The sequence below is a fragment of the Lentzea waywayandensis genome, assembly GCF_900115955.1.
Classification (GTDB): Bacteria; Actinomycetota; Actinomycetes; order Mycobacteriales; family Pseudonocardiaceae; genus Lentzea; species Lentzea waywayandensis.
On record NZ_FOYL01000018.1, the window covers coordinates 71,177 to 94,778 of the forward strand.

Genomic DNA, 23,602 nt, shown 5'->3' on the forward strand with positions numbered 1-23,602 from the left:
GGTCTCGACTTGAAACGAGATACCTGATAACGCCCCCGCGGCAACCGCAAGCCGGTCGACAGCGTGGTTCCGGGTGACCGAAGATGTGCCCCGAACATCTGGGGGAACCATGCAGTACGACATTGATGATCATCCTGATCTGAAGGACGCGGCCTGGATCCGCGCCGCGAACAAACGCGCCAAGCGGGACATCCGCAGGCAACGCCGGAAGGCCCGGCGCCGCAGACACAGCGGCAAGGTCGTGTCCGCCATCGCCCTGGTCGTCATCGGCGCGGTGCTGTTCGGGCTCTACAAGGCGGGCAAGTTCGGCGAGGTCTCGATGCCGGATGTGAAGCTGCCGTACTCGGGGGCGAACGTCGAGGTCCCGTTCGCCGGCACGCCAGCGGAGCAGTGGCCCGACGGCGACAAGGGAATCGTCGTGCCGGACGCCAACCCGGCGTTCGAGCAGGTCCGGCAGGCGCTAATCGCCTCGCGCCTCGACCCGGTCATGCTCGGCGAGCACAAGCCGGACCGGTTCGTCGCGATGCTGGCGCCGGAGGTGCGCGAGCACGTCCTGAAGGAGATCGCGGGCTGGACGACCCGGCTCAAGCAGGGCACGAAGCTGCTCCCGAACGGCATCAAGGTGTCCGGGAAGATGACCCTCGGGGAGAAGGACGGCTACCCGGCGGTGACGGCGGACTACGTGTTCGCGTACGCGTTCGAGCCGCCGGAGCCGAGGAAGCTCCTCAGTCAGATGGAGATGGTCGCGGCGGTCCGCGAGAAGGTCACCTACTCGATCACTCCCGAGGGTCTGTGGCCGTCGGACTCCACGGGCTTCCAGTACTCGATCGCGTGCCAGGCGGCGAGGGACGGTTTCCTCGCGCCGCAGTTCACCGAGCCGCCCAAGCACGGCGAGGGCGTCCCCGGCGACGACAAGAAGTACTTCTCCGTGGACGGGCAGATCCCGACCGAGAACAGCTGCGATTGATCACTCTTTCAGAGGTGCCGGACGAGAGTGACGGCGATCACAATTGACCGCACGGACCGTTCAAACCCCTTGGGGCCCGTGACGACGGCGCCGCCGCGTTCTTCGGGGGCGCTGGCGGCGCCGACGTCTATCAGCGAAGAATGCAGCTATGAGCAGCAAGCCCCCGCAGAACGACGTCGACGAGTCCGCGCTCGAAGTCAGCACCCCCAAGACCTGGGCAGCGGGTATTCCCGGTGTGCTCGTGTCGCTCGACCGCGCGGTCGAGCAGATGGGTGTCGGGCGCACGGTCAAGACGTTGCGACTGCTCAACCAGCGTGAAGGTTTCGACTGTCCTGGCTGCGCGTGGCCCGAGCCACAGGGTCACCGCAAGATGGCGGAGTTCTGCGAGAACGGCGCGAAGGCCGTCGCGGAGGAAGCCACCAAACGACGAATCGGGCCCGAGTTCTTCACCGAGCACTCCGTCGAGAGCATGCGGACGAAGACCGACTACTGGCTCGGCCAGCAGGGCCGGCTCACCGAACCGATGGTGCTCAAGCCGGGTGCGACGCATTACACACCGATCAGCTGGGACTCGGCGTTCACTCTCATCGCCGAAGAGCTGACATCGCTGTCATCGCCGGACGAGGCGATCTTCTACACCTCCGGCCGCACCAGCAACGAGGCCGCGTTCCTCTACCAGCTGCTGGTCCGCTCGTTCGGCACCAACAACCTGCCGGACTGCTCGAACATGTGCCACGAGTCGTCCGGCTCGGCGCTGAACGAGACGATCGGCATCGGCAAGGGCTCGGTGTCGATCAAGGACTTCGACCTCGCCGACCTCATCGTCGTCATCGGCCAGAACCCCGGCACGAACCACCCGCGCATGCTCAGCGCGCTGGAGGACGCGAAGAAGAACGGCGCGAAGATCATCGCCGTGAACCCGCTGCCGGAAGCGGGCCTGATGCGGTTCAAGAACCCGCAGAACGTCGCGGGCGTCGTCGGCCGCGGCACCGCGCTGTGCGACGAGTTCGTGCAGATCAGGGTCGGCGGTGACCAGGCGCTGTTCCAGGCGATCGGTCACCTGCTGCTGCAGTGGGACAAGCTCGACAAGACGTTCATCGAGACGAAGACGCACGGCTTCGAGGCGTACGCGGAGAGCCTGCGCGAGCTCGACTGGGACGGCGTGCTGGCCGCGACCGGCCTGACCCGCGAGCAGATCACGCGCGTGGCCGGGATGTTCGTCGACTCGAAGCGCACGATCGCCTGCTGGGCAATGGGTCTGACGCAGCACAAGCACAGCGTGCCGACGATCCGCGAGGTCACGAACGTCATGTTCCTGCGCGGCATGATCGGCAAGCCGGGCGCGGGCCTGTGCCCGGTGCGCGGTCACTCGAACGTGCAGGGCGACCGCACGATGGGCATCTACGAGAAGATGCCGGAGAAGTTCCTGCTGGCGCTGGAGAACGAGTTCAGCATCTCCGTGCCGCGCAAGCACGGTTTCGACACCGTCGACGCCATCAACGCGATGCGCCACGGCCGCGGCAAGGTGTTCATCGCGATGGGCGGCAACTTCGTCAGTGCCACCCCGGACACCCCGGTGACCGAGAAGGCGCTGGAGCAGTGCTCTCTGACGGTGCACGTCTCCACGAAGCTCAACCGCTCGCACGTGATCCACGGCCGCACCGCGCTGATCCTGCCCGCACTGGGCCGCACCGAGAGCGACGTCCAGCACTCGGGCGAGCAGTTCGTGACGGTCGAGGACTCGATGTCGGTCGTGCACCGCTCGCGGGGGCGTTTGAAGCCCGCGTCGGACCAGCTGCTGTCCGAGATCTCGATCGTCTGCCGGCTCGCGCGCAAGACGCTCGGCGCCTCGCACCCCGTGGCGTGGGAGGAGTTCGAGAAGGACTACGACGTCGTTCGCGAGCACATCTCCCGTGTGGTGCCGGGCTGCACCGACTACAACACGCGCGTGCGTCAGCCCGACGGTTTCGTGCTGCCGCACCCGCCGCGCGACTCGCAGGAGTTCGCGACGGCGACCGGCAAGGCGAACTTCACGGCGAACGAGATGACGGTCATCGAGGTGCCGGAGGGCAGGCTGCTGATGCAGACCCTGCGCAGCCACGACCAGTACAACACCACGATCTACGGCCTGGACGACCGCTATCGCGGCGTGAAGGACGGCCGTCGCGTGGTGTTCGTGAACCCCGACGACGTCAAGGCGCTGGGGTTCTCCGACGGGCAGATGGTGAACATCATCTCGGAGTGGAAGGACGACCCGACGGGCGTCGTCGAACGCCGCGCCGAGTCGTTCCGGATCGTCTCCTACTCGACCGCGCGTGGGTGCGTGGCCACGTACTTCCCTGAGGCGAACCCGTTGGTGCCGCTGGACTCCAAGGCGGACATCTCGGGAACGCCGACCTCCAAGTCGGTGATCGTGCGACTGGAGGCTATTTAGCGATCACCATGAGTGGTTTTGGTCCCCCGAAGGGCGACCGAAACCACTCACGGTGGCACTTTCCTCTACTCGACAAGCACCGTGTAGTTGCTGGCACCGCCGTTGGGTCCCAGTTGGACCTCCCCCGCCCGGAAGCCCTTGGCGTACAGGCGGAAGGTCTTCGGGGACCCTTCGGTGTTGACCAGCTGCAGGCCGCTGTCGAGCCACAGCGCGTCCATCCACGGACGTTTGCCGAGCCGCGTGTCGACCGCGACGTAGACCAGCGCGTCGCGGTTGATCGTGAAGCGCGCCAACGGGTTCTGCGTCGCCGACTTCGAGTCGTTGGCCGTGCGGATCCACTTCGCTCCCGCCACCTCCTCCGGCACCGCGCTGAACGTGAAGTCGCGGTCGCCGTACTGCGCGACACCTGTGCGCAGGCCGGTCTGCAGCGACCAGTCGCCGGCGTTCCCGGTGTCCGCCACGGTCAGCCCGCTCAGTTCCAGTTCCGCGGGCTGGTCGCCGACGGTCAGGATCGCGACGGCCGACCGCGTGATCTGCCCGGCCGTGCCGATCACGTTGATGTTCGTCGAGCCGTGCGGCGTGTCCGGCAGCGTCGCCACGGTCATCGTGGACGTCTGGCCAGGGACGATCGTGGCCGGGTTGAACTGCACCACGGTCCCGGCGGGCACGTTGTCGGCGTCGAGGCTGATCGGGCCCGGCGAACCGGTCGAGGCCGCGCTGACGGTGAACGACGCCGTCTCCCCCGGCTTGACCACGCGTGACGCGGGGTCGACCGCGAGGCTGAAGTCGTTGCTCACCCCGCACTTCTCGGTCGAGCCGGTGTTCTGCACGCGTGGCGAACCCGAGTTGCGGACGCAGAAACCGTTGGTGTTGCGGAAGAGGAAGTCCGTCGGGCTGCTGGTGCCGCGTTCCCAGCCGAAGGTGTCGAACGTGAGATCGGTGGAGTTGTCGGCGATCACCGCGGGCCGGCCGTCGTTGTTCGTGAACGACACCGCGCTGTTGAGGAACTTGATGCGGTCGGCGTAACGGATGTACCAACCGTACGCGGGCCGGGTGCCGATGCTGTTCGGGTTGTAGTTGGTGCGGTCGTTGCTCGGCGGGTTCGTCGACATGGGGCCGTTGCCGCCCGGCACGTTGATCTTCACGTTGTTGAACGTCACGTCGGTGACGTGGCCGTCGACGTCACCCATGATCGTGGGGCTGAACGACGGCGAGGCGCCGTTGATCGTGATGTTGTCGTAGGTGATGTTCTTGATGGTGCCGACGCCCGGACTGTTGCCGCAGCGTTTGCGGGCGCCGACCTTGAGCATGATCGGCGACCGCACGCCGCTGACGGTGATGTCCTTGTAGTGCACGTCGGAGATGACCGAGCCGTCCATCGAGACGAGCCCGAGCCCTGACTTGTTGGAGCCCTGGATCTGGATGCGCTGGAAGTCGTAGCCGGTGAAGTCACCGCACGTCTCCGAGCCGAACATCAACGCGTTGCAGCACCCCGCGCTGAGCTTGGTGTCGTAGACCTTCACGTTGCCGTTGCTCAGCTTCTGGCCGAGCGCGTAGTCGCTCTTGAACGCCAGCGCGTCGTCGTTGCCCGCGAAGTTGCCGTTGGTGATCGTCACGTTGGTGGTGCTGATGACGTTCCAGCCGTCGCGGTCGCTCGCGGTGTCGATCGTGAGCCGGTCGGACACCACGTTCCTGCACCCGTTGATCAGCATCGCGAAGTGCCCGCCGCGGCGGAGCTTGATGCCGCTGACCGTGAGGTTCTCGCAGCGCGTCAACGAGATGATCTTGTCGGCCTGCCCGCTGTCCGGGTTGCCGGTGATCAGCGCGCCACCGCCGTCGATCGTCCCGGAGCCGACGAAGCCGATGTTGGTCAGCCGGTCGCCCCAGATCATGGCGTTGTGGAAGTGGCTGTGCCCGTAGTCCTGGTACTTGTCGTTGGGGTTGGGCTCGGGCTTGTCGTACCCGCTGCCGCTCGCGCCCATGATCGTGGCGCCGGAGTCGAGCTGGAGCGTCACGTTGCTCTTCATGTGGATCGAGTTGGGCGAGCGGTACGTGCCGGACGGGAACCGCACGGTCCCGCCACCCGCCGCGTTCGCCGCGGTGATCGCCCTGTCGATGGCCGCCGTGTCGTTCGCGCTGCCGTTGCCGGCGGCCCCGTAGTCCTTGACGTTGAAGTCCGCCGCCTGAGCGGGTTCCGCCAGCATCGTGATGCCGAGCAGTGCCGCGGTCACCGCCACGCCGAGTCTGCGTAACACGGATGTCCTCCCCGTTGTAACGTCGTGAAAACGTTTACGGCGGCGGGGAGCTCACACGCTACGCCGGTCGAACGCGGCCGAACAGCCTCCAGCGGCGACGACCCGTCGCGAGTAAGCCTCCGCCGACCCGTTTCTCGGGCTGCGCGGCCTCCTCAGGTGCGCGAACGAGCCTGCGCGCGGCCGCGTCGGCCTCGAAGTCGGCCTGGCGCTGCTTCGCAATAGCAAACGCATCGTGGTGCGAGAACATGACGATTCCCCTCAGTTCGTTGGTATTACTCGGGTGCGACCGTGGAGCTCAGGAAGAACCTGACCGCCCTGGACCCGTCCGGCCGCAACGTGGCGTCCAGCCGGCGCTCGTCGTACTTGTCCAGAAGCGCCTGCAACTCCGCCAGATACTCGACCGCTTCCTCGGCGGTGAGGAACTTGACGGTGCCCTCGGTGCCGACAGCCGGGCGCCACTCCTCCGGCAGGTGCTCACGCAGCCGCAGACGGTCCCGGATGCGCTCGAACTCCTGGTCCAGGTAGGCCATCGCGGCCGCCTCCGCCGCCATCGCCGCCTCACCTTCGAGGCCGTCCGACGAGATCGACTGACGCTTCGGAACGATCTTCCAGGGCTTCTGCCGGCCCGGTCCTTCCACCTCTTCGACGAAGCCGTACTTGGCCAGCATGTTCAGGTGATACGAGCAGCTCGCGACGCTTTCACCGAGCGTCTCCGAGCACTGGGTGGCGGTGCGCGGCCCCTCTTCGATGAGCAACTGAAGCAGCTTCCACCGGAACGGGTGCGAGAGCGCCCGCAGCGCCTTGGGGTCAGTGATCGGACTGCTCGTCATGACACCACGGTACCCACATCAATAAACCTTTAGCAAGGTTCCTTGATATATAAATCCTGATATAAAACCGGCCAAGATCCGCCAGGCTGTGCGCATGACACGGGGGAAGTGGTGGCTGCTGGGCGCGTTCGGTGCGTTGGTGGCGGTGACGTGGATCAACCCGCCGTGGCCCGCCGAGCAGGCGTTGCACAGCTCGTTGACGGCGGTGGCGATCGTGGCGCTGTGGCTGCTGAGACGCAGGCTGGACACCGCACAGTGGGCGTGGGCGCTGGTGTTCCTGGCGCTGCACACGATCGCGGCGCGGTGGATCTACTCGTTCGTCCCGTACGACGACTGGACGAACGCGCTGTTCGGCGTGCGGCTGTCGGAGGCGTTCTCCTCGGACCGCAACCACTTCGACCGGCTCGTGCACTTCGCGTACGGCGTGTGCCTGACCGCGATCCTGCGACAGAAGTGGGTGCGGTCGCTGGAGATCGTGCTCGCGACGAGCGCACTCTACGAACTGCTGGAGTGGGCGATCGCGATGACGCTCGCGCCCGACGTCGCCGAGGCCTACAACGGCCAGCAGGGCGACATGTGGGACGCCCACGCCGACATGGCACTGGCCGCGCTGGGCGCGCTCGTCACCAGTCTGGCGAGTTGCGCGCTACGGCGGTCACGAGCGGCAGCGACTCGATCACCGGCACCCGCAACAACTCCGCCGGAACGTCCGGGTCGCGCACCGGCTCGATGAGCTCGCGCAGCAGCGCGCCGACGACGTCGTCCGCGGCCTGGTCGACCTCGTGGATGAGGTCGCGCAACTGGTCCGCGGCCTCGTTGAGCACCCGCGGCCGTTGCGGTTCCTCCAGCATCAACGCCGCGAGCCGCAACACTCGGCGGCAGGTGCGCAGACGAAGGCTCCTGCTCGCGGACTCCCGCGTGCCCGCGAGGCCCAGCCGGCCACGGGTGCGTTCGATCCACGGCTCGACCGTCTCGCGCCGCCAGATCGGGCCGGACGCGAGTTCCGCGTCCGGCTCAGGAATGCCGTGCGAGCGTCTCTTGCGCCAGACAGCGACCAGCTGCCGACTGAGCCCCATGGCGTCGGCGATCTCCGCGATCCCGTAGAAGTCCCCCACGCCGCCAACTGTAACCAGAGATGACGCGGAGTGTCATCAAAAATGTCTCAAATGCGTTCGAGAACCGCTCTCGCCGCGTTGTGGCCGCCGATGCCGCTCACGCCGCCGCCGCGCCGGGAGCCCGCACCGCAGACGAAGACGTTGTCCACGTCGGTCTCCACGCCCCACTTGCCGACCTGCTCGTCGCTCTCGGCGAACGGCCAGTCGAGCTCCCCGTGGAAGATGTTGCCACCCGGCAGTCCGAGCTCCTCCTCCAGGTCCAGCGGAGTGCGGGCCTCGATGCACGGGTTGCCCTGGGCGTCGAGCGCCAGGCAGTCCTGGATCGGCTCCACGAGGTGCGCGTTGAGCTGGTCGAGGTAGCGCTTCACCAGCTCGTCGCGCAGTTCGGCGTTGCGGCCCTCGAACAGCGACGCCGGCAGGTGCAGGCCGAACAACGTCAACGTCTCGTGGCCCTGCAACGACGGCCCGAGGATCGACGGATCGGTCAGCGAGTGGCAGTACATCTCGCCCGGCAGCACCGACGGCACCTGACCGGCGATGCTCTCCAGGTAGGCGGTCTCCAGCTGGTCGTAGGACTCGTCGAGGTGGAACGTGCCCGCGAACGCCAGCCGCGCGTCGACGCCGGACTTCAGCTCGGGCAGCCTGCGCAGCAACATGTTGATCTTCAACTGACAGCCCGGCGCGTCGTGGACTTCGAGACCCCGCAACCGTCCCAGCACCGAAGGCGCCACGTTGGACAGCACGAACCGGGCTTCGACCGTCGTGTCGCCGTACGTCACCGAGGCTGTCCTGCCGTCCGACTCGACTGAGGTGACCTCGGCGCCGGTGATGATCTGTGCGCCGGCTTCGCGCGCGACCCGTTCCAGCTCGGCGGTGACCCCGCCCATGCCGCCGACCGGGACCTTCCACTCACCGGTGCCGTTGCCGATCACGTGGTAGAGGAAGCACTTGTTGGCGCGCAACGAATGCAGCGACGAGTGCGTGCCGATCAACGCGTCCGTGGCGACGACCCCGCGCACCAGGTTGTTGTCGAACAGCTCCTGCAGCGTCGCACCGATCGGCCGTTCGAAGACCTGCTCCCACAACCGGCCGCGCACCACCTTGTCGACGTGCACGCGCAGATGTTCCCGTGACACCAACGGTTCCAAAAGAGTCGGCGCCAACGCCTCCGCCATCAGCTCCAGGTCGGCGTACCAGCGCTGCCACCGCTCCCAGTCCTCCAGCGACCCGCAGACGGCCTCGAACGACGCCACCGTCGCCGCGCCGGGCGAGCGTTCGACCAGCAGCCCCGACTTGCCGTTGGGCGTGTACGAGGAGGCCGAACGAGACTTCAAAGCCAGCTTCAGCCCCAGATCCGACACGATCCGATCGGGCAGCAGCGACACGAGGTACGAGAAGCGCGAGAGCCGGGCGTCGACGCCCTCCCACGGTGAGGCGCTCACCGCCGCCCCGCCGACGTGCGGCAGCTTCTCCAGCACCCTGACCGACTTCCCCGCCCGTGCGAGGTACGCGGCAGCCACCAGCCCGTTGTGGCCGCCCCCCACGATCACGACGTCGTCCATGCCCCGGAATCCCTCCCACGTAGCCTGGTCGGTGGGGAACATAGCGGTCCGAAGGAGATGTGCACATGGGCCGAGTGACGGTGCGCCGAGCGGTCGAACGCGTGTCGCCGAGCGGTCGGCGCCGCAGAGTCGACTCGCTCGCCGCCGAGGAGCCCTTGGAGCTGCGCGTCAACGGGAAGGCGTTGGCGGTCACGATGCGCACTCCCGGCCACGACGTCGAGCTGGCGCACGGCTTCCTGCTCAGCGAGGGTGTCATCGGGGCGTCGGAGGACATCTCGATCGCGCGGTTCTGCGAGGGCACCGGGCCGGACGGGATGAACACCTACAACGTGCTGGACATCGCGCTGGCCGAGGGCGTGCCGCCGCCGGACACCGGGGTGGAGCGGAACTTCTACACCACGTCGTCGTGCGGGGTGTGCGGCAAGGGCGCGCTGGACGCGGTGAAGCTCAAGACCCGCTACTCCCCCGCCCTGGACGAGGTGAAGGTCACGCCCGAGGCGCTGACGGGCTTCCCGGACGCGTTGCGGGAACGGCAGAAGGTCTTCGAGAGCACCGGCGGGCTGCACGCGGCCGGGCTGTTCGTCGACGGTGAGCTGCTGGTGGTCCGCGAGGACGTGGGCCGGCACAACGCCGTCGACAAGGTGCTGGGCTGGGCGGTGCTGCAGAACCTCGTGCCGTTGCGCGGCGCGGTGCTGATGGTGTCCGGGCGGGCGTCGTTCGAGCTGGTGCAGAAGGCCGCGATGTCCGGGATTCCGGTGCTCGCGGCGGTGTCGGCGCCGTCGTCGCTGGCGGTCGAACTGGCCGAGGAGCAGGGCATGACGCTCGTCGGCTTCCTGCGCGGCGACTCGATGAACATCTACACCGGTGGGGAGCGCGTGGTTGAGACCGCTTGACGGCGTCGTGGTGGTGAGCCTGGAGCAGGCCGTCGCGGTGCCGTACGCGACCCGGCTGCTGGCCGATCTCGGCGCGCGGGTCATCAAGATCGAACGGCCTGGGGTGGGCGACTTCGCGCGCCACTACGACTCGTCGTGCGGCGAAGTGTCGTCGTACTTCGCGTGGACGAACGCCGGCAAGGAGTCGGTGTCCCTGGACATCAACCACCCGGACGGCCGTGAGGTGCTGGAACGGCTGGTCGCGCGCGCTGACGTGCTGCTGTGCAACCTGTCGCCGCGCGTGTGGGAGCGGCTGGCGCTGGAGCTGCCTTCGACGTTGATCGTCGGCGAGCTGTCCGGCTACGGCTGGGACGGCCCGTACGCGGACCGCAAGGCGTTCGACGCGCTGGTGCAGTCCGAGGCCGGGCTGGTGTCGCTGACCGGGGAGGGCGACGTGATGGCCCGCGCCGGGATCTCGGTCGCGGACATCGCGGCGGGCGTCCAGCTGCAGGCGGCCGTGCTGGCGGCGTTGCTGCGACGCGGCCGGACGGGGGAAGGTGCCCGGCTGCGGCTGTCACTCTTCGCGGCGATGGCCGAGTGGATGCACCAGCCGATGCTCTACGCCGCCGGAACGGGTGCCGCGGCCCCTCGGTCGGGCGCGCACCACCCGAGCATCGCGCCGTACGGCCCGGTGGCCTGCGCGGACGGCGCCGTGCACCTCGCCGTGCAGAACGACGGGCAGTGGCAACGCCTGTGCGACCTGATCGGGCTCGCGCCAGAGGAGAGGTTCGCCACAGTGACGTCCCGCGTGGAGCACCGCGCGGAGCTGCAGAAACTGCTGGAAAAGGCGTTTTCGGACCTCACCGCGGCCGAGTTGCTGACCACTCTGGACGCCGCCGACGTGCCGGCCGCACTCACCCGCCCGATCACCGACCTGGCCTCCCACCCGCAGCTCGACACGTGGGTTGACGTGCGCGTTCCCGGCGGGACGGCACGGATGCTGCCGCCGCCGGTGGCCGGTTTCGAGTGGTCACCGGGTGCGGTTCCGGCACTCGGCGAGCACAATCAGGACGTGCTGACGTGGCTGGGCTATTCGAGTGAGGAACTGTCTTCCTTACGCGTGCGTTCCGTCCTCTGAGCAGGAAACGAGGAACGGTGCCCACGCGATGAGGTGAGCATGGGGGAACCGAGGTACAGCCGCCGCACCCTCTTCGCGGCGATCGGCGTGGTCATCGCGACAGCCACCGGCGTCGCGACGTACGTGTCGTCCTCCAGCGCCGTCGAGCAGCAGATCGCGACGGCGGACCGGGTGAGGGCCACCTCCGCGGCGAAACCCGTGATCCGCTTCGAGCGCGTGTACTCGGCCGCCCGCCACCGCGACGTCACCCTCGCCTTCTACCTCCCGGCCGGCGCGAACCCCCGCGGCCTGCCGATGTCGATCCTGCTGCACGGCCTGAACGGCGACGCCAGGCACGCCGCCGTGGGCAACCTGCCCGACGTCCTGGCCGCCGCCGTCGCCAAGGGCTCGGTGCCCGCGTTCGGCTTCGTCGCGGTCGACGGCGGCAACAACTACTGGCACGAGAACATCCCCGGCGACGACCCGATGGCCATGCTGCTCGACGAGGTCCCGCGCTGGCTCAAGGAACGCGGCTACGGCGAGCCGTTCGCGGTGACGGGGGTGTCGATGGGCGGCTTCGGTTCGCTGCTCTACGCCCGTCGCAGGGCCGAACGCGGCGACCCGGTCGCGGCCGCCGCGGTCATCTCCCCCGGCCTGATCACGACGTGGCCGGAGATGGCCAAGCGGCGGGCGTTCAAGAACGAGGGCGAGTGGGCGTCGCTCGACCCGTTGCGCCACCTCAAGTCGACCGGCCCGACCGCGTTGGGCGTGTGGATCGGCGACCGCGACAGGTTCATCGAGGGCACCCGCCGGTTCATCCGCGAGGTGCGGCCCGAGGTGAGCGCGGTGAAGGACGGAGGCCACGACGACGGGCTGTACCGGAAGGTGACGCCCGACGTCGTGCAGTTCCTCGCCAAGTACGCGAAGCGCGCGGTCTAGACCCTGCGGGCCGCCCTGCCCCAGTGCAGGTACTTCACCCGGTTCTGCTCGTCGCGTCCGTGCAGGACGACCACCGAGTGGTACCCGTCCTCCTTCTCCACGGCGATCAGCGCGTCGTCGCGCAACCCCGTGAACTCGTACTCGTCGTTCTCGATGAGAGCAGCCGAGATGTCGTTGCGGGGCACGAACCGCAGCATCAGCCTGCCCCCGGCGCCCTCGGTGACGTGCGCCTCCAGGCCGGCTGAGCGGTAGACGCCGACGACCTTCTCGACGTCGATCGGCATCGGCACGACAGGCGGTGTGGGCAGTTCGGACTGGGTGATGTCCGCCAGATCACCGAGCACCTGCCGGAAGACCGCGCGCACCAACGGCACGACCTGCCCGCCGTTGGTGAGAATCACGACCGCGAGTCCCGCTTCCGGGATCACCCGCAGGAACGACAGGAAGCCCAGCGTGCCTCCGGTGTGGCTCACCCCGGTGAGGCCGTTGGCGTGGCGCTGCACCATCCAGCCGAGGCCCTGCTGGGCGGCGGTCCCGAAGTTCGGCAGGTCGACCTGGGGCTCGCGCATCGTGTCGAACTCGCTGCTGATGAGGTGCATCCGCGCGAACTCCGCCAGGTCGCGTGCGCTCATCGCGAGCGCCGAGCCCGCCGGGGCGTCCGCCTCGGTCATCAGCTTCTCGGCAGGCTTGAGCCCCTTGCCCAGGTGCCCGGTCGCACACGTCTGCGTGGCGTACTCGGCGTGGCTGGTGGCTGCGGTGCGCAGGCCGAGCGGCTCGATCAGGCGTTCCCGCAGCACGACGTTGAAAGGCTTGTCCCGCAACACTTCCACGATCCGCCCGAGCACCACGTACCCGCTGTTGCAGTACGTGTAGAACTCGCCCGGCGGGACCTCCTGCGCCGCGGTGACCATGAGTTCGACGTACTTCTTGATCCTGTCGTCGCCGCTGCCGGTGTCGTGCCAGAGATCGCCCTCGAAGCCGCCGGTGTGGGTGAGGAGATGGCGCGGCGTGATGATCCGCGCGGCCTGCTCGTCGGCGAGCTTGAACTCAGGCAGCACGTCGCGCACCGGGCGGTCGAGGTCGAGCAGGCCCTCGTTCACCAGCTCCTGCACGAGCGTCGCCGTCCAGACCTTGGTGATCGACCCGATCTGGAAGATGGAGTCCGTCGTCACCTTCTCGCCGGTGACGTTGTTCAGCACACCTGCTGCCATGTCGACGATTTCGCCGTTGTGCAGCACCGCGACCTGGGCACCTACGACGCCGTGTTCCGCGATCAGCTCGTCCAGATTGATCATGATTCTCTCCCCCAGGAGTTCTCAGATTCGGACGGCCGCCCGTCCGAAGTGCAGCAAGCCGTTCATGAGCACCAGCACGGTGTGTGGTTTCTCCACGGCGATCAACGCATCGTCGCGGAGCCGTACGAACTCGCGTTCGTCACCGTCGAGCCGGACCAGTACGCGCCCGTGACCTGCTTGCGTGACAACCACTTCGTGGCCCGCACAGCGGTAGGTGCCCGTCACGCGCTCCACGTCGACCGGTTCCGGGTCGGCGGGCGGGACCGGCAACGCGGCCCTGCGCACACCCGCGAGTTCGCTGAAGAGGTTCGCGACGACGTCGTCGAACACCGCCTGCGCCCGGCCACCGCTGGCGACCAGGGCGATCGCGACCCCGCGTTCCGGCGCGACCCGCAGGTACGCGCTCAGTCCCTTGTTGCCTCCGTTGTGGCCCACCACCAGGCCGCCGGAGTAGTCGTGCAGCTCCCAGCCGAGGCCCCATCGGGAGCGATAACCGAAGTCCGGCAACGACACCTGCGGCTCGCGCATGATCGCGAACGCCGGTGTCGCCAGGTGCATGCGCGCGAACGCGAGCAGGTCGCGGGCGCTCATCGCCAGCGCCGACCCGGCGGGCCAGTCGGACTCCGGCCCAGGATCGGTCACCGGCTGTCCGTCCACATGCCCCACGGCGGCGTGCACCGCAGCGCCCTCCGCGTACGTCGTCGCGACGGTGAGGCCGAGCGGCACGGCCAGCCGTTCCTTGAGGACGGTGTTGAAAGGCTTGCCGCGCAACACTTCCACGATCCGGCCGAGCACCGTGAACCCGCTGTTGCAGTAGGACCACAGCTCGCCCGGCGGACTGATCTGCGGGGCGTCGGCCAGCCGCGCCACGAACCTCTCGACGGCGTCGTCGCCTGAGCCGGTGTCGTGGAACAGATCGCCGTCGATGCCCGACGTGTGGGTCAGCAGCTGCCGCGGCGTGATGACCGGCCGGAAGTCCGGCAGGATGTCGCGCGCCGGCCGGTCGAGATCGAGCCGGCCCTCGTTCGCGAGCTCCTGGACGAGCGTCGCCGTCCAGACCTTGGTGATCGACGCGATCTGGAAGAGCGAGTCCGTCGTCACCGGTGCGCGCGTGCCGGCGTTCAGCTCGCCCGCGGCAACGTCGGCGATCTCGCCGTCGGTCAGGACGGCGAGCTGGGCGCCGACGACACCGTGTTCCTCGATCAGTTCGGCAAGGTCGATCACGTTCCCCCCAAGGAAGTGACGTCTAGCGCGGCGAGAGCGGCACCGTCTTCGACCGCACCCACTTGAGCACCGCGGGCCACTCCCCGTAGCCCGCGTCGATGTTGATGTGCCCGGCACCCGGCAGCACGTCGATCTCGATCCGCAACGCCTCGGCGAGCTGCTTGGCGGCCTGCATCGAACAGTGCGGGTCGCCCTCGCCCGCGACCAGGCGGGTCTCGGTGGCGGCACGGCGCAGGCCGGCCGGGTCGAGCGGGGCGGGGAAGAACGACTTGATGGCCGGTTCCGGGTGGTCCAGCTCGGGCGGGGCGACCAGCAGCACGCGGTCGACGTGGGCGATGTTCTCGCGGGCCGCGTGGTGCAGCCAGAGGTAGCAGCCGAGCGAGTGCGCGACGACGACCCGTTCGCGGTCGGCCGGCAGTGCTTCGAGGTGGGTGTCGAGCTCACTGAGCCAGGTGTCGCGGTCGGGCGCGTCGGGGCTGCTGAAGTGCGGCAGGTCGGCGAGGCCGCCGTGCTCGGACACCGTCTGGGCCAGCCAGCGCTGCCAGTGTCCGGGGCCGGAACCGGTGTAGCCGTGGAGCAGGAGCACGTGAGGCAACGACATGCCTCCACCTTAGGACTTGCGGAACGACGAAGGGCGCCCGGCCGGAGACCAGGCGCCCTTTCGACTGTGCCCGGGGTCTGGGGTGTCCCCGGAGAACACGACGACGGTCTTTCAGGCGAGCGCTCTGCGCGAGCAGAACTCCCCCCAGACCGTCGCCGTCTAAGCGGACTTCTCCCGACGCTCCCGGCGCGAGGGCTGCCGGGCCACGATGGTCGGGTTCACGTTCTCCTTCACCGTCTGCTCGGTGATGACGACCTTGGCGACGTCCGTGCGGCTCGGGATGTCGTACATCACGGGCAGCAGGACCTCTTCCATGATCGCCCGGAGGCCACGAGCACCGGTCCCGCGCAGGATCGCCTGATCAGCGATCGCTTCGAGCGCGGTCTTGGTGAACTCGAGCTCGACGCCGTCCATCTCGAAGAGCTTCTGGTACTGCTTCACCAGAGCGTTCTTCGGCTCGGTGAGGATCATCACCAGCGACGGCTTGTCGAGGTTCGTGACGGAGGCGACCATCGGCAGACGCCCGATGAACTCGGGGATCAGACCGAACTTGATCAGGTCCTCCGGCATGGAGTCGGCGAAGAAGTCCGACGCCTCCACCTCGGCCTTGGAGCGGACCTCGGCACCGAAGCCCAGGCCTCGCTTGCCGACGCGGTCCTGGATGATCTTCTCCAGGCCTGCGAACGCACCCGCCACGATGAACAGCACGTTCGTCGTGTCGATCTGGATGAACTCCTGGTGCGGGTGCTTGCGGCCGCCCTGCGGTGGCACCGACGCCGTGGTGCCTTCCAGGATCTTGAGCAACGCCTGCTGGACGCCCTCACCGGAGACATCGCGCGTGATCGACGGGTTTTCACTCTTCCGAGCGATCTTGTCGACCTCGTCGATGTAGATGATGCCCGTCTCGGCGCGCTTCACGTCGTAGTCGGCGGCCTGGATGAGCTTCAGGAGGATGTTCTCGACGTCCTCACCGACGTACCCGGCCTCCGTCAGCGCCGTCGCGTCGGCGATGGCGAACGGCACGTTGAGCATCTTCGCGAGCGTCTGCGCGAGGTAGGTCTTGCCGCACCCCGTCGGGCCGAGCATCAGGATGTTCGACTTCGCCAGCTCGACGCCGTCGTCACGACCCTCGCGCCCGCGGTCGCCCGCCTGGATGCGCTTGTAGTGGTTGTAGACGGCGACGGACAGGGTGCGCTTGGCGTCACTCTGGCCGATGACGTACTGGTCGAGGAACTCGTGGATCTCGGCGGGCTTCGGCAGCTCGTCGAGCTTCACGTCACCGGCTTCGGCCAGCTCCTCCTCGATGATCTCGTTGCAGAGATCGATGCACTCATCGCAGATGTAAACGCCGGGGCCGGCGATGAGCTTCTTCACCTGCTTTTGGCTCTTTCCGCAGAAAGAGCACTTCAGCAAGTCGCCGCCGTCACCGATACGCGCCATGACCGCTGACCTATGTCCCCTCCGGCGCACACCTGCTGTAGTGCGCCTGCTGACTTGCTGTGGCAGTCCCACTGGCTGTGGGTGCTGAGCCCGTTCTCCTGACGGTACCTGGCCGACCCCGTTTCAGGGGAGGACCAGCGTCCCCCCGACGCGCCGATCAGGCCAGATAACCGGTCACGTCGGCGTGTCGGGTGGGCGCGAAGTGCCCGGGGTGTGGGGTGTCCCCACAGGTAACACCGGGCGGAGGACGAGGCGAGCGCTCTTGGCGAGCACTCGTTCGCCCTCCGGTCGCCCGGGCTCTGGGGTTTCCCAGAGCATGGGCACCGACCCGGGGTCTGGGGTGTCCCCAGCATCACCGGGAGGCGGATGGGCGAGCGCTCTTCGCGAGCACACCTCGCCTGTCCGCCGTCGCTCAGGACTTGGCGGAAAGCTTGCGGTAGGGCAGCACCGTGTCGACGATGCCGTACTCCCTGGCCTCCTCGGCCGTCAGGATCCGGTCGCGCTCGATGCTCTCGCGGACCTCCTCTGCCGTCCGGTTCGTGTGCCGCGCGAGGGTGGACTCCATCAGGCGGCGCACGCGCTGGATCTCGTTCGACTGGATCTCCAGGTCGGACACCTGACCGTACGCGCCCTCCATCGAAGGCTGGTGGATCAGGATTCGCGCGTTGGGCAGTGCGTGGCGCTTACCAGGCGTTCCAGCGGCCAGCAGCACGGCCGCGGCGGAGGCCGCCTGGCCGAGGCAGTACGTCTGGATGTCGGGGCGGACGAACTGCATCGTGTCGTAGATGGCCATCAGCGAGGTGAACGAGCCACCCGGCGAGTTGATGTACATCAGGATGTCGCGGTCGGGGTCCTCGGACTCGAGCACCAGCAGCTGCGCCATGACGTCGTTCGCCGAAGCGTCGTCAACCTGCACGCCGAGGAAGATGATGCGCTCCTCGAAGAGCTTGTTGTACGGATTCGACTCCTTCATGCCATAGCTGGTGCGCTCGACGAACGACGGCAGCACGTACCGCGACTGCGGCAGGTGGAACTGGCTCACTTGAGGTCTCCTAGCTGACGTCAGTTGTTCGAGTCGCCGACGGGCTGGGCCCGGGTGACGACCTTGTCGACGAAGCCGTACTCGAGCGCTTCCTGCGCCGTGAACCAGCGGTCGCGGTCGGAGTCGCGGGTGATGGTCTCGAGCGTCTGGCCGGTGTGCTCGGCGATGAGCTCCGCCATCTCGCGCTTGGTGCGCGTCAGCATGTCCGCCTGGATCGCGATGTCCGCGGCCGTACCGCCGACACCGGCCGAGGGCTGGTGCATGAGGATCCGCGCGTGCGGAAGCGCGTGGCGCTTGCCCGGTGTACCGGCGGAGAGAAGGAACTGCCCCATCGACGCCGCGAGGCCCATCGCGTACGTGGCGACATCCGGCTGGATGAGCTGCATCGTGTCGAAGATGGCCATGCCCGCCGTGACGGAACCACCCGGCGAGTTGATGTAGAGCGTGATGTCCTTGTCGGGGTCTTCAGCGGCCAGCAGCAGCAGCTGAGCGGTGATCTGGTTGGCGATGCCCTCTTCGACCTGTGATCCCAGGACGATGATCCGCTCGCGGAGCAGCCGCTCGTACACCGAGTCGTTGAGGTTCATCCCGGCGGTGGCCGACCGCATCTCGGGGGTCGGGAAGGAGTGCTGCGTCACGTCTGCCTGCCTAACTCCAGGTGGAACGAATCTGGATGTCAAAACTCTCTGCGATCGACCTTAACGAAGACGGGCGGCGTCAGATGCCCGACACCGCCCGCGTTCGCTGTGGGCAGTATTTTCTGGCGCTCGCCCGCTCGCGCGTCAGGGACTTGGTCGTCCGAAATGGGCTATGCCGATTTCGGACGACCGAGTCACTCCGAGTCCTCTTCGGACTTGGTCTCGCCGAAGAGCTCGTCGAGGTCGAGCTTGTTGCCGGCCTCGTCGCTGACCGAAGCCTGGCGCACGACGCTCGCGAGCGCCTTGCCCCGGCGGACGTCGGCGAAGATCGCGCCGAGCTGACCGGACTGCTGCGCGCGCTTGACGTACTCGTCCGGCGAGATGCCGAAGCGCTGCGCCTGGTAGATGATCCGCTCGGTCAGCTCGCCGTCGGACACCGTGACCTGCTCGGCGTCGGCGATCGAGTCGAGCACGAGCTGCGTCTTGACGGCCTGCTCGGCGGCGGTGCGCAGCTCGGCGTCGAACTCCTCCTCCGACTGACCCTGCTCGGTCAGCCAGGCGGCGAACTTCGCGTCGTCGTGGTCGAAGGCGTGCACGGCGTCGTGCTTGCGAGCGTCGATCTCGCCCTGGACGATGCCCTCGGGCAGCGGGACCTCGGTGGTCTCCAGCAGCGCCTCGAGGACCTTGTCGCGGGCCTGCACGCCCTGCTGCATCTTCTTGACGCGGCCCAGGCGGGTCTGCAGGTCGCCCTTGAGCTCCTCGAGCGTGTCGAACTCGCTGGCGAGCTGCGCGAACTCGTCGTCGAGCTCAGGGAGCTGACGCTCCTTCACGCTGCTCAGCACCACGGTGACCTCGGCCTCGCGGCCCTCGTGCTCACCGGCGACGAGCGTCGTGGCGAAGGTCTTGGTCTCACCCTCGGACGCGCCGACGAGCGCGTCGTCGATGCCCTCGACGAGCTGGCCGGAGCCGACCTCGTAGGACAGGCCGCTGGTGCGCGCCTCCTCGACCTCTTCGCCGTCGACGGTGGCGGACAGGTCGACGATGACGAAGTCACCGGTCTCGACCGGGCGGGTGACGCCGGTCAGCGTGCCGAAGCGAGCGCGGAGCTCGTCGAGCTGGGTGGTCACGTCCTCGTCGGTGACCTCCTGCTCGTCGACCGTCACGGCGAGCTCGCCGAACGCGGGCACGGTGATCTCGGGACGGACGTCGACCTCGGCGGTGAACTCGAGCGTCTGACCGTCCTCGATCTTGGTGACCTCGAAGTCGGGACGGCCGAGCGTGCGCACCTCACCGGCGTTGACGGCTTCCAGGTACTTGGCCGGGATGGCCTCCTGGATGACCTCGTCCAGGACCGGGGCGCGGCCGATGCGGTTCTCCAGAACCTTCGCGGGGGCCTTGCCCGGGCGGAAGCCGGGGATGCGGACCTGCTTCGCGAGCTTCCGGTACGCCTGGTCGAAGTTCGACTTGAGCTCGTCGAACGGCACCTCGACGTTGATCCGGACCCTCGTCGGGCTCAGGTGCTCGACGGTGCTCTTCAACGTGGACTCCTCGTAACGAACAAAGAACGTGCAAGACAGCCGGTACCACCACCTGGGCGCCCGGATTTCCAGCGAGTCTAGGCGAGACCCGCACTGTGACCGCCGCCACCCCGGTCCGCGCGGAACCGCGGGGCCTCCGGAGCCCTCTCATCCCGGCACCACGAGATCGCCGGCCGCACCCTCGACCGTTCGTCTCCGGCGACATTTTTTGTTCGCCGAGCGAAACACTTAACGCAAGAGAGTCACCCAGCTACGGCCCGTCAAAGCGTCCGTCTCAATTTCACTCTTTCGGCCGCAACCCTCTTTCCCGACCGATCAAGATGACTCCATAAGCACCAATCGCCCCGGCGCGGCTGACAGGTAGCGTTACTGCTCCCGCACCATCCGTAACAGGACCACGGGAACGAACGAGAAAAAGTCGTCGCACCGTTTTACCCCGAGGATCCGCCTGATGGAGACACGCCAGCTTCTCGCGTTCACGACCGTGGTTCAGACAGGGAGCTTCACCAAGGCCGCTGCCACGCTCAACTGCTCGCAGCCGACCATCACCACCCGCATCAAGGCGCTGGAGGAGGGCCTCGGGGTCGTCCTTTTCCGACGCCTTCCCAGAGGTATCCAGATGACGTCCGCGGGCGTGGAACTACTGCCGTTCGCGCGAAACATCATCAACCTCACCGAAAAGGCCCGAAAAGCCATCACGATGAACGGTGAGCCGCACGGCAAACTCGTCATCGGTTCCGCACAGAGTTTGACCGACTACCGTCTGCTACCGCTCATCGAATACATGTGCTGGCGCTACCCGTCGGTCCAACTCTCGTTGCACTCCCGCAACGCGCTGAACAACCTGAACTCGGTGCGCGACGGCCAACTGGACTGCGCGTTCTTCATCGGCGCGATCGAACCCCGCGAGGGTCTCGAGACCACGGTCCTGTGCCCCGAGCCCCTCGTGATGATCGCGGGCCCGAACCACATGCTCACCCAGCGCCAGTCGTTGTCCGAGGACGACATCACGAGCAGCACGCTGATCCGTGCCGAGAACGGCGCCTCGTACCACGAGCTCTTCGAACAGTCCCTCGGCTACGACGACACCCGTGCCCCCGTACTGGAGCTGGACTCGGTGGACGCCGCCAAACGCGCGGTGGCGTCCGGCCTGGGCATCGCCCTCATGCCGGAGGTCACCGTGTCCGCCGAGCTCGCCGACGGCAGGTTGGTCCGCTTGCCCTGGTCCTCGACGTTCCGCGTCTACACGCAGTTCGGCTGGCGCCAGGACAACTCGACGAACCCGGCGGTGACGGCCCTGGTGTCCGCCGCGGCCCAAGTGGTGAGCGACCAGGTCGCCTCTCTCACCTGACGACGCGTGGGGGTGGGGTGATCGCACCCCACCTACACCGCGGGTGCCGCCCCGGTGCTCCCCCGGACCACCAGTTCGGGCAGCACGTCCTCGACGTCGGTCGGCGAGGCTCCGTCGATCACGGCCACGAGCGCCCGAGCCGCCCGAGCGCCGAACGCGAACGTGTCCCGCGCCAACGCGGTCAGCCGACCGTGCTGGCACAGCACCGAGTCGTCCCAGGCCACGATCGACAACTCCGACGGCACGGCGACCCCGAGCGACGCGGCCACCTCGGCACCGGCCACCGCCATCACGTCGTTGTCGTAGACGATCGCCGTAGGCGGAGCGGCCCTCCCCAGAAGCTCCCGCGTGGCCCGTGCTCCGGACTCGGCCGTGTAGTCCCCGGCCACGACCACACCGTCCACAACGGACGAAGCGAACGCCGCGTCACGCCGGACGGTGTGCAGCAACGAGGCCAACCCGGCGACCCGGGCGATCCGCTGATGCCCCAACGACTTCAGATACTCGACGACAGAGGTCATGGCCGCGTAGTCGTCCGCCCACACCGAGGCCAGCTCCCCGTGGTGTCCGGCGCCGCCCACCACCACGGCCGGCAGCCCGAGAGCGGACATCAACTCGACGCGAGGATCCGAGACCAGCAGATCGACCAGGAACACCCCGTCGACCCGGTGCTCGGCCCACCACCGCTGGTACAGCGCGATCTCGGCCTCGCGGGAGTCCACCACCTGCAACAGCAGCGCGCAGGACATCTCGGACTGCATCCCGGCGATCAGCTGGAAGAAGAACGCCTCGTCCCCCAGCGCGCGGGGTGGCCGCACCAGCACCAGCCCCACGGCGTCGGCGGACGCGGAGGACAGCGCCCGAGCGGTGACCGAGGGCCGGTATCCCAAAGTCGACGCGACCTCGAGCACCCGCGACCGCGTCAGCTCGGACACCCCGGACCGGCCGTTCAACGCCAACGACACAGCGCCTTTGGACACCCCTGCCGCCGCCGCGATGTCCTTGATCGTTGGCCTCTTCACCGCACCCGCACCCTGTCCAGAACGAGACAACAAGACGTTCGGAGGCTAGCCGGAGATAAACCGGTTTAGCTAGGGTCCGCGACCAAGGAGGTGGCTGTCACAATGAAGAGGCGCACGTTCCTCGCGGGCCTGGCGGCGGTGCCCGTGGCGGGATGCGGACTGTCCGGCACGTCCAGCACGTCCACGGGCACAACCGGCCAGGTCACGGGCGAGATCACGTTCCAGACCTGGTCCCTCAAGCCCAAGTACACCGACTACGTCAACGGTGTCATCGACGCTTTCCAGAAGCAGCACCAGGGCACCTCGGTGAAGTGGGTCGACCAGCCCGCGGACGGGTACCTGGCGAAGGTCATGGCGGACGCGAGCGCGGGGAGTCTCCCCGACGTGATCAACGTACCGCCGGACCTGAGCTTCCCGCTCGCCAAGGCAGGCCAGCTGGTCGACCTCGACGAGTCGCTCAAGGAGGCCAAGCCCGAGTACCTCGGCAACGCCTGGCAGGCGTTCGAGATCCCCGGCAAGGGCGGCTGCTACGGCTTCCCCTGGTACCTCAACACCGGCCCGATCTTCTACAACAAGGCCCTGTTCAGCCAGGCGGGCCTGGACCCGAACAAGCCACCCACGAACTTCAGGGAACTCGAAGAGCAGGCGTTGAAGCTCGCCGAGAAGAAGATCGCGATCCTCGGCCAGACCCCGAGCATCGCCGACTTCGGGCTCTACGGCGTGAAGCTGTTCGAGAACGACAAGTTCACCTTCAACGAGCCCAAGGGCGTCGAGTTCGCCGAGAGCTACAAGCGGATGTACGACGCGGGCGCGCTAATTCCCGAGGCGCTCACGCAGAACTACACCGGTGCCGGCGCGAAGTTCATGGCGCAGCAGACGGCGCTCAACCCCGGCAGCGCGTACGACCTCGGCAAGTTCAAGACCGACGCGCCGAGCCTCTACGCGAACATCGGCATCACCACGCCCATCACGAACACGGGCAGCGCCAACATGTTCCTGCACGGCGTGAGCGTGCCGAAGAGCAGCAAGAACCAGGCGACGGCGCTGGCGTTCGGCAGGTTCGTCACCAACGCCGAGAACCAGGTGAAGTTCGCCAAGCTCGCGTCGATCTTCCCGAGCACCTCGAAGGGCGGGGACGACCCGTACTTCACCACGGAGGACGGCACCGACGAGGCGCGCGTGCGGGTGGCCGCGGCCAAGCAGCTCAAGACCGCGGTGAACTACACGCCCGTGCAGTTCAGCGACCAGATGCGCGAGGCACTTCTCCAGCAGCTGGCCGACGCCATGCTCGGCAAGAAGTCGCCGAAGCAGGCACTGGACGACGCCGTTACCGAGTGCAACCGGCTTCTGAAGTAGGCAG

Annotated in this window: 20 protein-coding genes; 8 read left to right on the top strand and 12 right to left on the bottom strand. The window is 67.6% G+C overall.

What is annotated here, in order from left to right; all coding sequences use genetic code 11:
- Window positions 1-109: 109 nt before the first annotated feature.
- Together BM417_RS41965 and BM417_RS41970 are read left to right on the top strand one after the other, a co-directional pair.
- On the top strand, window positions 110-967 hold the full coding sequence (locus tag BM417_RS41965; RefSeq protein WP_093605696.1) for a hypothetical protein: 858 nt from the start codon (window positions 110-112) through the stop codon (window positions 965-967).
- 148 nt (window positions 968-1,115) lie between these two features.
- Window positions 1,116-3,401 carry an FdhF/YdeP family oxidoreductase gene (locus tag BM417_RS41970; RefSeq protein ID WP_093605697.1) on the top strand — a complete coding sequence of 762 codons (2,286 nt, stop codon included), beginning with the start codon at window positions 1,116-1,118 and terminating at the stop codon, window positions 3,399-3,401.
- Between the two features lie 65 nt (window positions 3,402-3,466).
- Here the strand turns inward: BM417_RS41970 and BM417_RS41975 are convergent, their stop codons facing one another.
- A complete protein-coding gene (locus BM417_RS41975; protein ID WP_245822716.1) occupies window positions 3,467-5,656 on the bottom strand; it encodes a glycosyl hydrolase family 28 protein in 2,190 nt (729 codons plus the stop codon).
- 272 nt (window positions 5,657-5,928) lie between these two features.
- Window positions 5,929-6,486 carry a winged helix-turn-helix domain-containing protein gene (locus BM417_RS41985; protein WP_093605699.1) on the bottom strand — a complete coding sequence of 186 codons (558 nt, stop codon included), beginning with the start codon at window positions 6,484-6,486 and terminating at the stop codon, window positions 5,929-5,931.
- A gap of 94 nt (window positions 6,487-6,580) precedes the next feature.
- Between BM417_RS41985 and BM417_RS41990 the strand changes: the two genes are divergently transcribed.
- Window positions 6,581-7,219 (top strand): DUF2238 domain-containing protein, encoded by a 639-nt coding sequence (locus tag BM417_RS41990; RefSeq protein WP_093605700.1) that lies wholly within the window; start codon window positions 6,581-6,583, stop codon window positions 7,217-7,219.
- Here the strand turns inward: BM417_RS41990 and BM417_RS47315 are convergent.
- Together BM417_RS47315 and BM417_RS42000 are read right to left on the bottom strand one after the other, a co-directional pair.
- Window positions 7,110-7,601, bottom strand: coding sequence for a hypothetical protein (locus BM417_RS47315; protein WP_143139052.1), 492 nt, complete (start codon window positions 7,599-7,601; stop codon window positions 7,110-7,112). The two genes, BM417_RS41990 and BM417_RS47315, sit on opposite strands and share 110 nt — an antisense overlap.
- A gap of 47 nt (window positions 7,602-7,648) precedes the next feature.
- Complete coding sequence (locus BM417_RS42000; RefSeq protein WP_093605702.1) at window positions 7,649-9,163, bottom strand: phytoene desaturase family protein; 1,515 nt, start codon at window positions 9,161-9,163, stop codon at window positions 7,649-7,651.
- Window positions 9,164-9,228: 65 nt separating this feature from the next.
- Here BM417_RS42000 and fdhD point away from each other — a divergent pair, with 65 nt between their 5' ends.
- Genes fdhD through BM417_RS42015 form a run of 3 tightly spaced genes read left to right on the top strand, consistent with a single transcriptional unit; the run spans window position 9,229 to window position 12,091 of the window.
- Window positions 9,229-10,056 carry a formate dehydrogenase accessory sulfurtransferase FdhD gene (gene fdhD / locus BM417_RS42005; protein WP_093605703.1) on the top strand — a complete coding sequence of 276 codons (828 nt, stop codon included), beginning with the start codon at window positions 9,229-9,231 and terminating at the stop codon, window positions 10,054-10,056.
- Entirely contained in the window at window positions 10,043-11,173 is a 1,131-nt protein-coding gene (locus BM417_RS42010) for a CaiB/BaiF CoA transferase family protein (RefSeq protein ID WP_093605784.1), read from the top strand. The genes fdhD and BM417_RS42010 overlap by 14 nt, the downstream gene beginning before the upstream one ends.
- Window positions 11,174-11,212: 39 nt before the next feature.
- Window positions 11,213-12,091: an alpha/beta hydrolase gene (locus BM417_RS42015; RefSeq protein WP_093605704.1), complete on the top strand. Its 879-nt coding sequence runs from the start codon at window positions 11,213-11,215 to the stop codon at window positions 12,089-12,091.
- Here BM417_RS42015 and BM417_RS42020 read toward each other — a convergent pair.
- From BM417_RS42020 to tig, 7 genes are all read right to left on the bottom strand, one after another.
- Window positions 12,088-13,386, bottom strand: coding sequence for a serine hydrolase domain-containing protein (locus BM417_RS42020; RefSeq protein WP_093605705.1), 1,299 nt, complete (start codon window positions 13,384-13,386; stop codon window positions 12,088-12,090). The genes BM417_RS42015 and BM417_RS42020 overlap by 4 nt on opposite strands.
- Window positions 13,387-13,407: 21 nt before the next feature.
- Window positions 13,408-14,610 (bottom strand): serine hydrolase domain-containing protein, encoded by a 1,203-nt coding sequence (locus tag BM417_RS42025; protein WP_177320917.1) that lies wholly within the window; start codon window positions 14,608-14,610, stop codon window positions 13,408-13,410.
- A gap of 22 nt (window positions 14,611-14,632) precedes the next feature.
- Complete coding sequence (locus BM417_RS42030) at window positions 14,633-15,211, bottom strand: RBBP9/YdeN family alpha/beta hydrolase (RefSeq protein ID WP_093605707.1); 579 nt, start codon at window positions 15,209-15,211, stop codon at window positions 14,633-14,635.
- A 159-nt stretch (window positions 15,212-15,370) separates the two neighbouring features.
- Window positions 15,371-16,651: an ATP-dependent Clp protease ATP-binding subunit ClpX gene (clpX, locus tag BM417_RS42035; RefSeq protein ID WP_093605708.1), complete on the bottom strand. Its 1,281-nt coding sequence runs from the start codon at window positions 16,649-16,651 to the stop codon at window positions 15,371-15,373.
- Window positions 16,652-17,063: 412 nt separating this feature from the next.
- Window positions 17,064-17,693 (bottom strand): ATP-dependent Clp protease proteolytic subunit, encoded by a 630-nt coding sequence (locus BM417_RS42040; RefSeq protein ID WP_177320918.1) that lies wholly within the window; start codon window positions 17,691-17,693, stop codon window positions 17,064-17,066.
- 20 nt (window positions 17,694-17,713) lie between these two features.
- On the bottom strand, window positions 17,714-18,301 hold the full coding sequence (locus tag BM417_RS42045) for an ATP-dependent Clp protease proteolytic subunit (RefSeq protein WP_093605710.1): 588 nt from the start codon (window positions 18,299-18,301) through the stop codon (window positions 17,714-17,716).
- Window positions 18,302-18,525: 224 nt separating this feature from the next.
- Complete coding sequence (gene tig, locus BM417_RS42050) at window positions 18,526-19,869, bottom strand: trigger factor (RefSeq protein WP_093605711.1); 1,344 nt, start codon at window positions 19,867-19,869, stop codon at window positions 18,526-18,528.
- A 451-nt stretch (window positions 19,870-20,320) separates the two neighbouring features.
- On the opposite strand from tig, the gene BM417_RS42055 reads away from it, so the two are divergent.
- Window positions 20,321-21,220: a LysR family transcriptional regulator gene (locus BM417_RS42055; RefSeq protein ID WP_093605712.1), complete on the top strand. Its 900-nt coding sequence runs from the start codon at window positions 20,321-20,323 to the stop codon at window positions 21,218-21,220.
- A 32-nt stretch (window positions 21,221-21,252) separates the two neighbouring features.
- On the opposite strand, the gene BM417_RS42060 is transcribed toward BM417_RS42055, so the two are convergent.
- Entirely contained in the window at window positions 21,253-22,242 is a 990-nt protein-coding gene (locus BM417_RS42060) for a LacI family DNA-binding transcriptional regulator (RefSeq protein ID WP_093605713.1), read from the bottom strand.
- A 102-nt stretch (window positions 22,243-22,344) separates the two neighbouring features.
- Here BM417_RS42060 and BM417_RS42065 point away from each other — a divergent pair, with 102 nt between their 5' ends.
- Entirely contained in the window at window positions 22,345-23,598 is a 1,254-nt protein-coding gene (locus BM417_RS42065) for an ABC transporter substrate-binding protein (protein WP_093605714.1), read from the top strand.
- Window positions 23,599-23,602 lie beyond the last annotated feature (4 nt).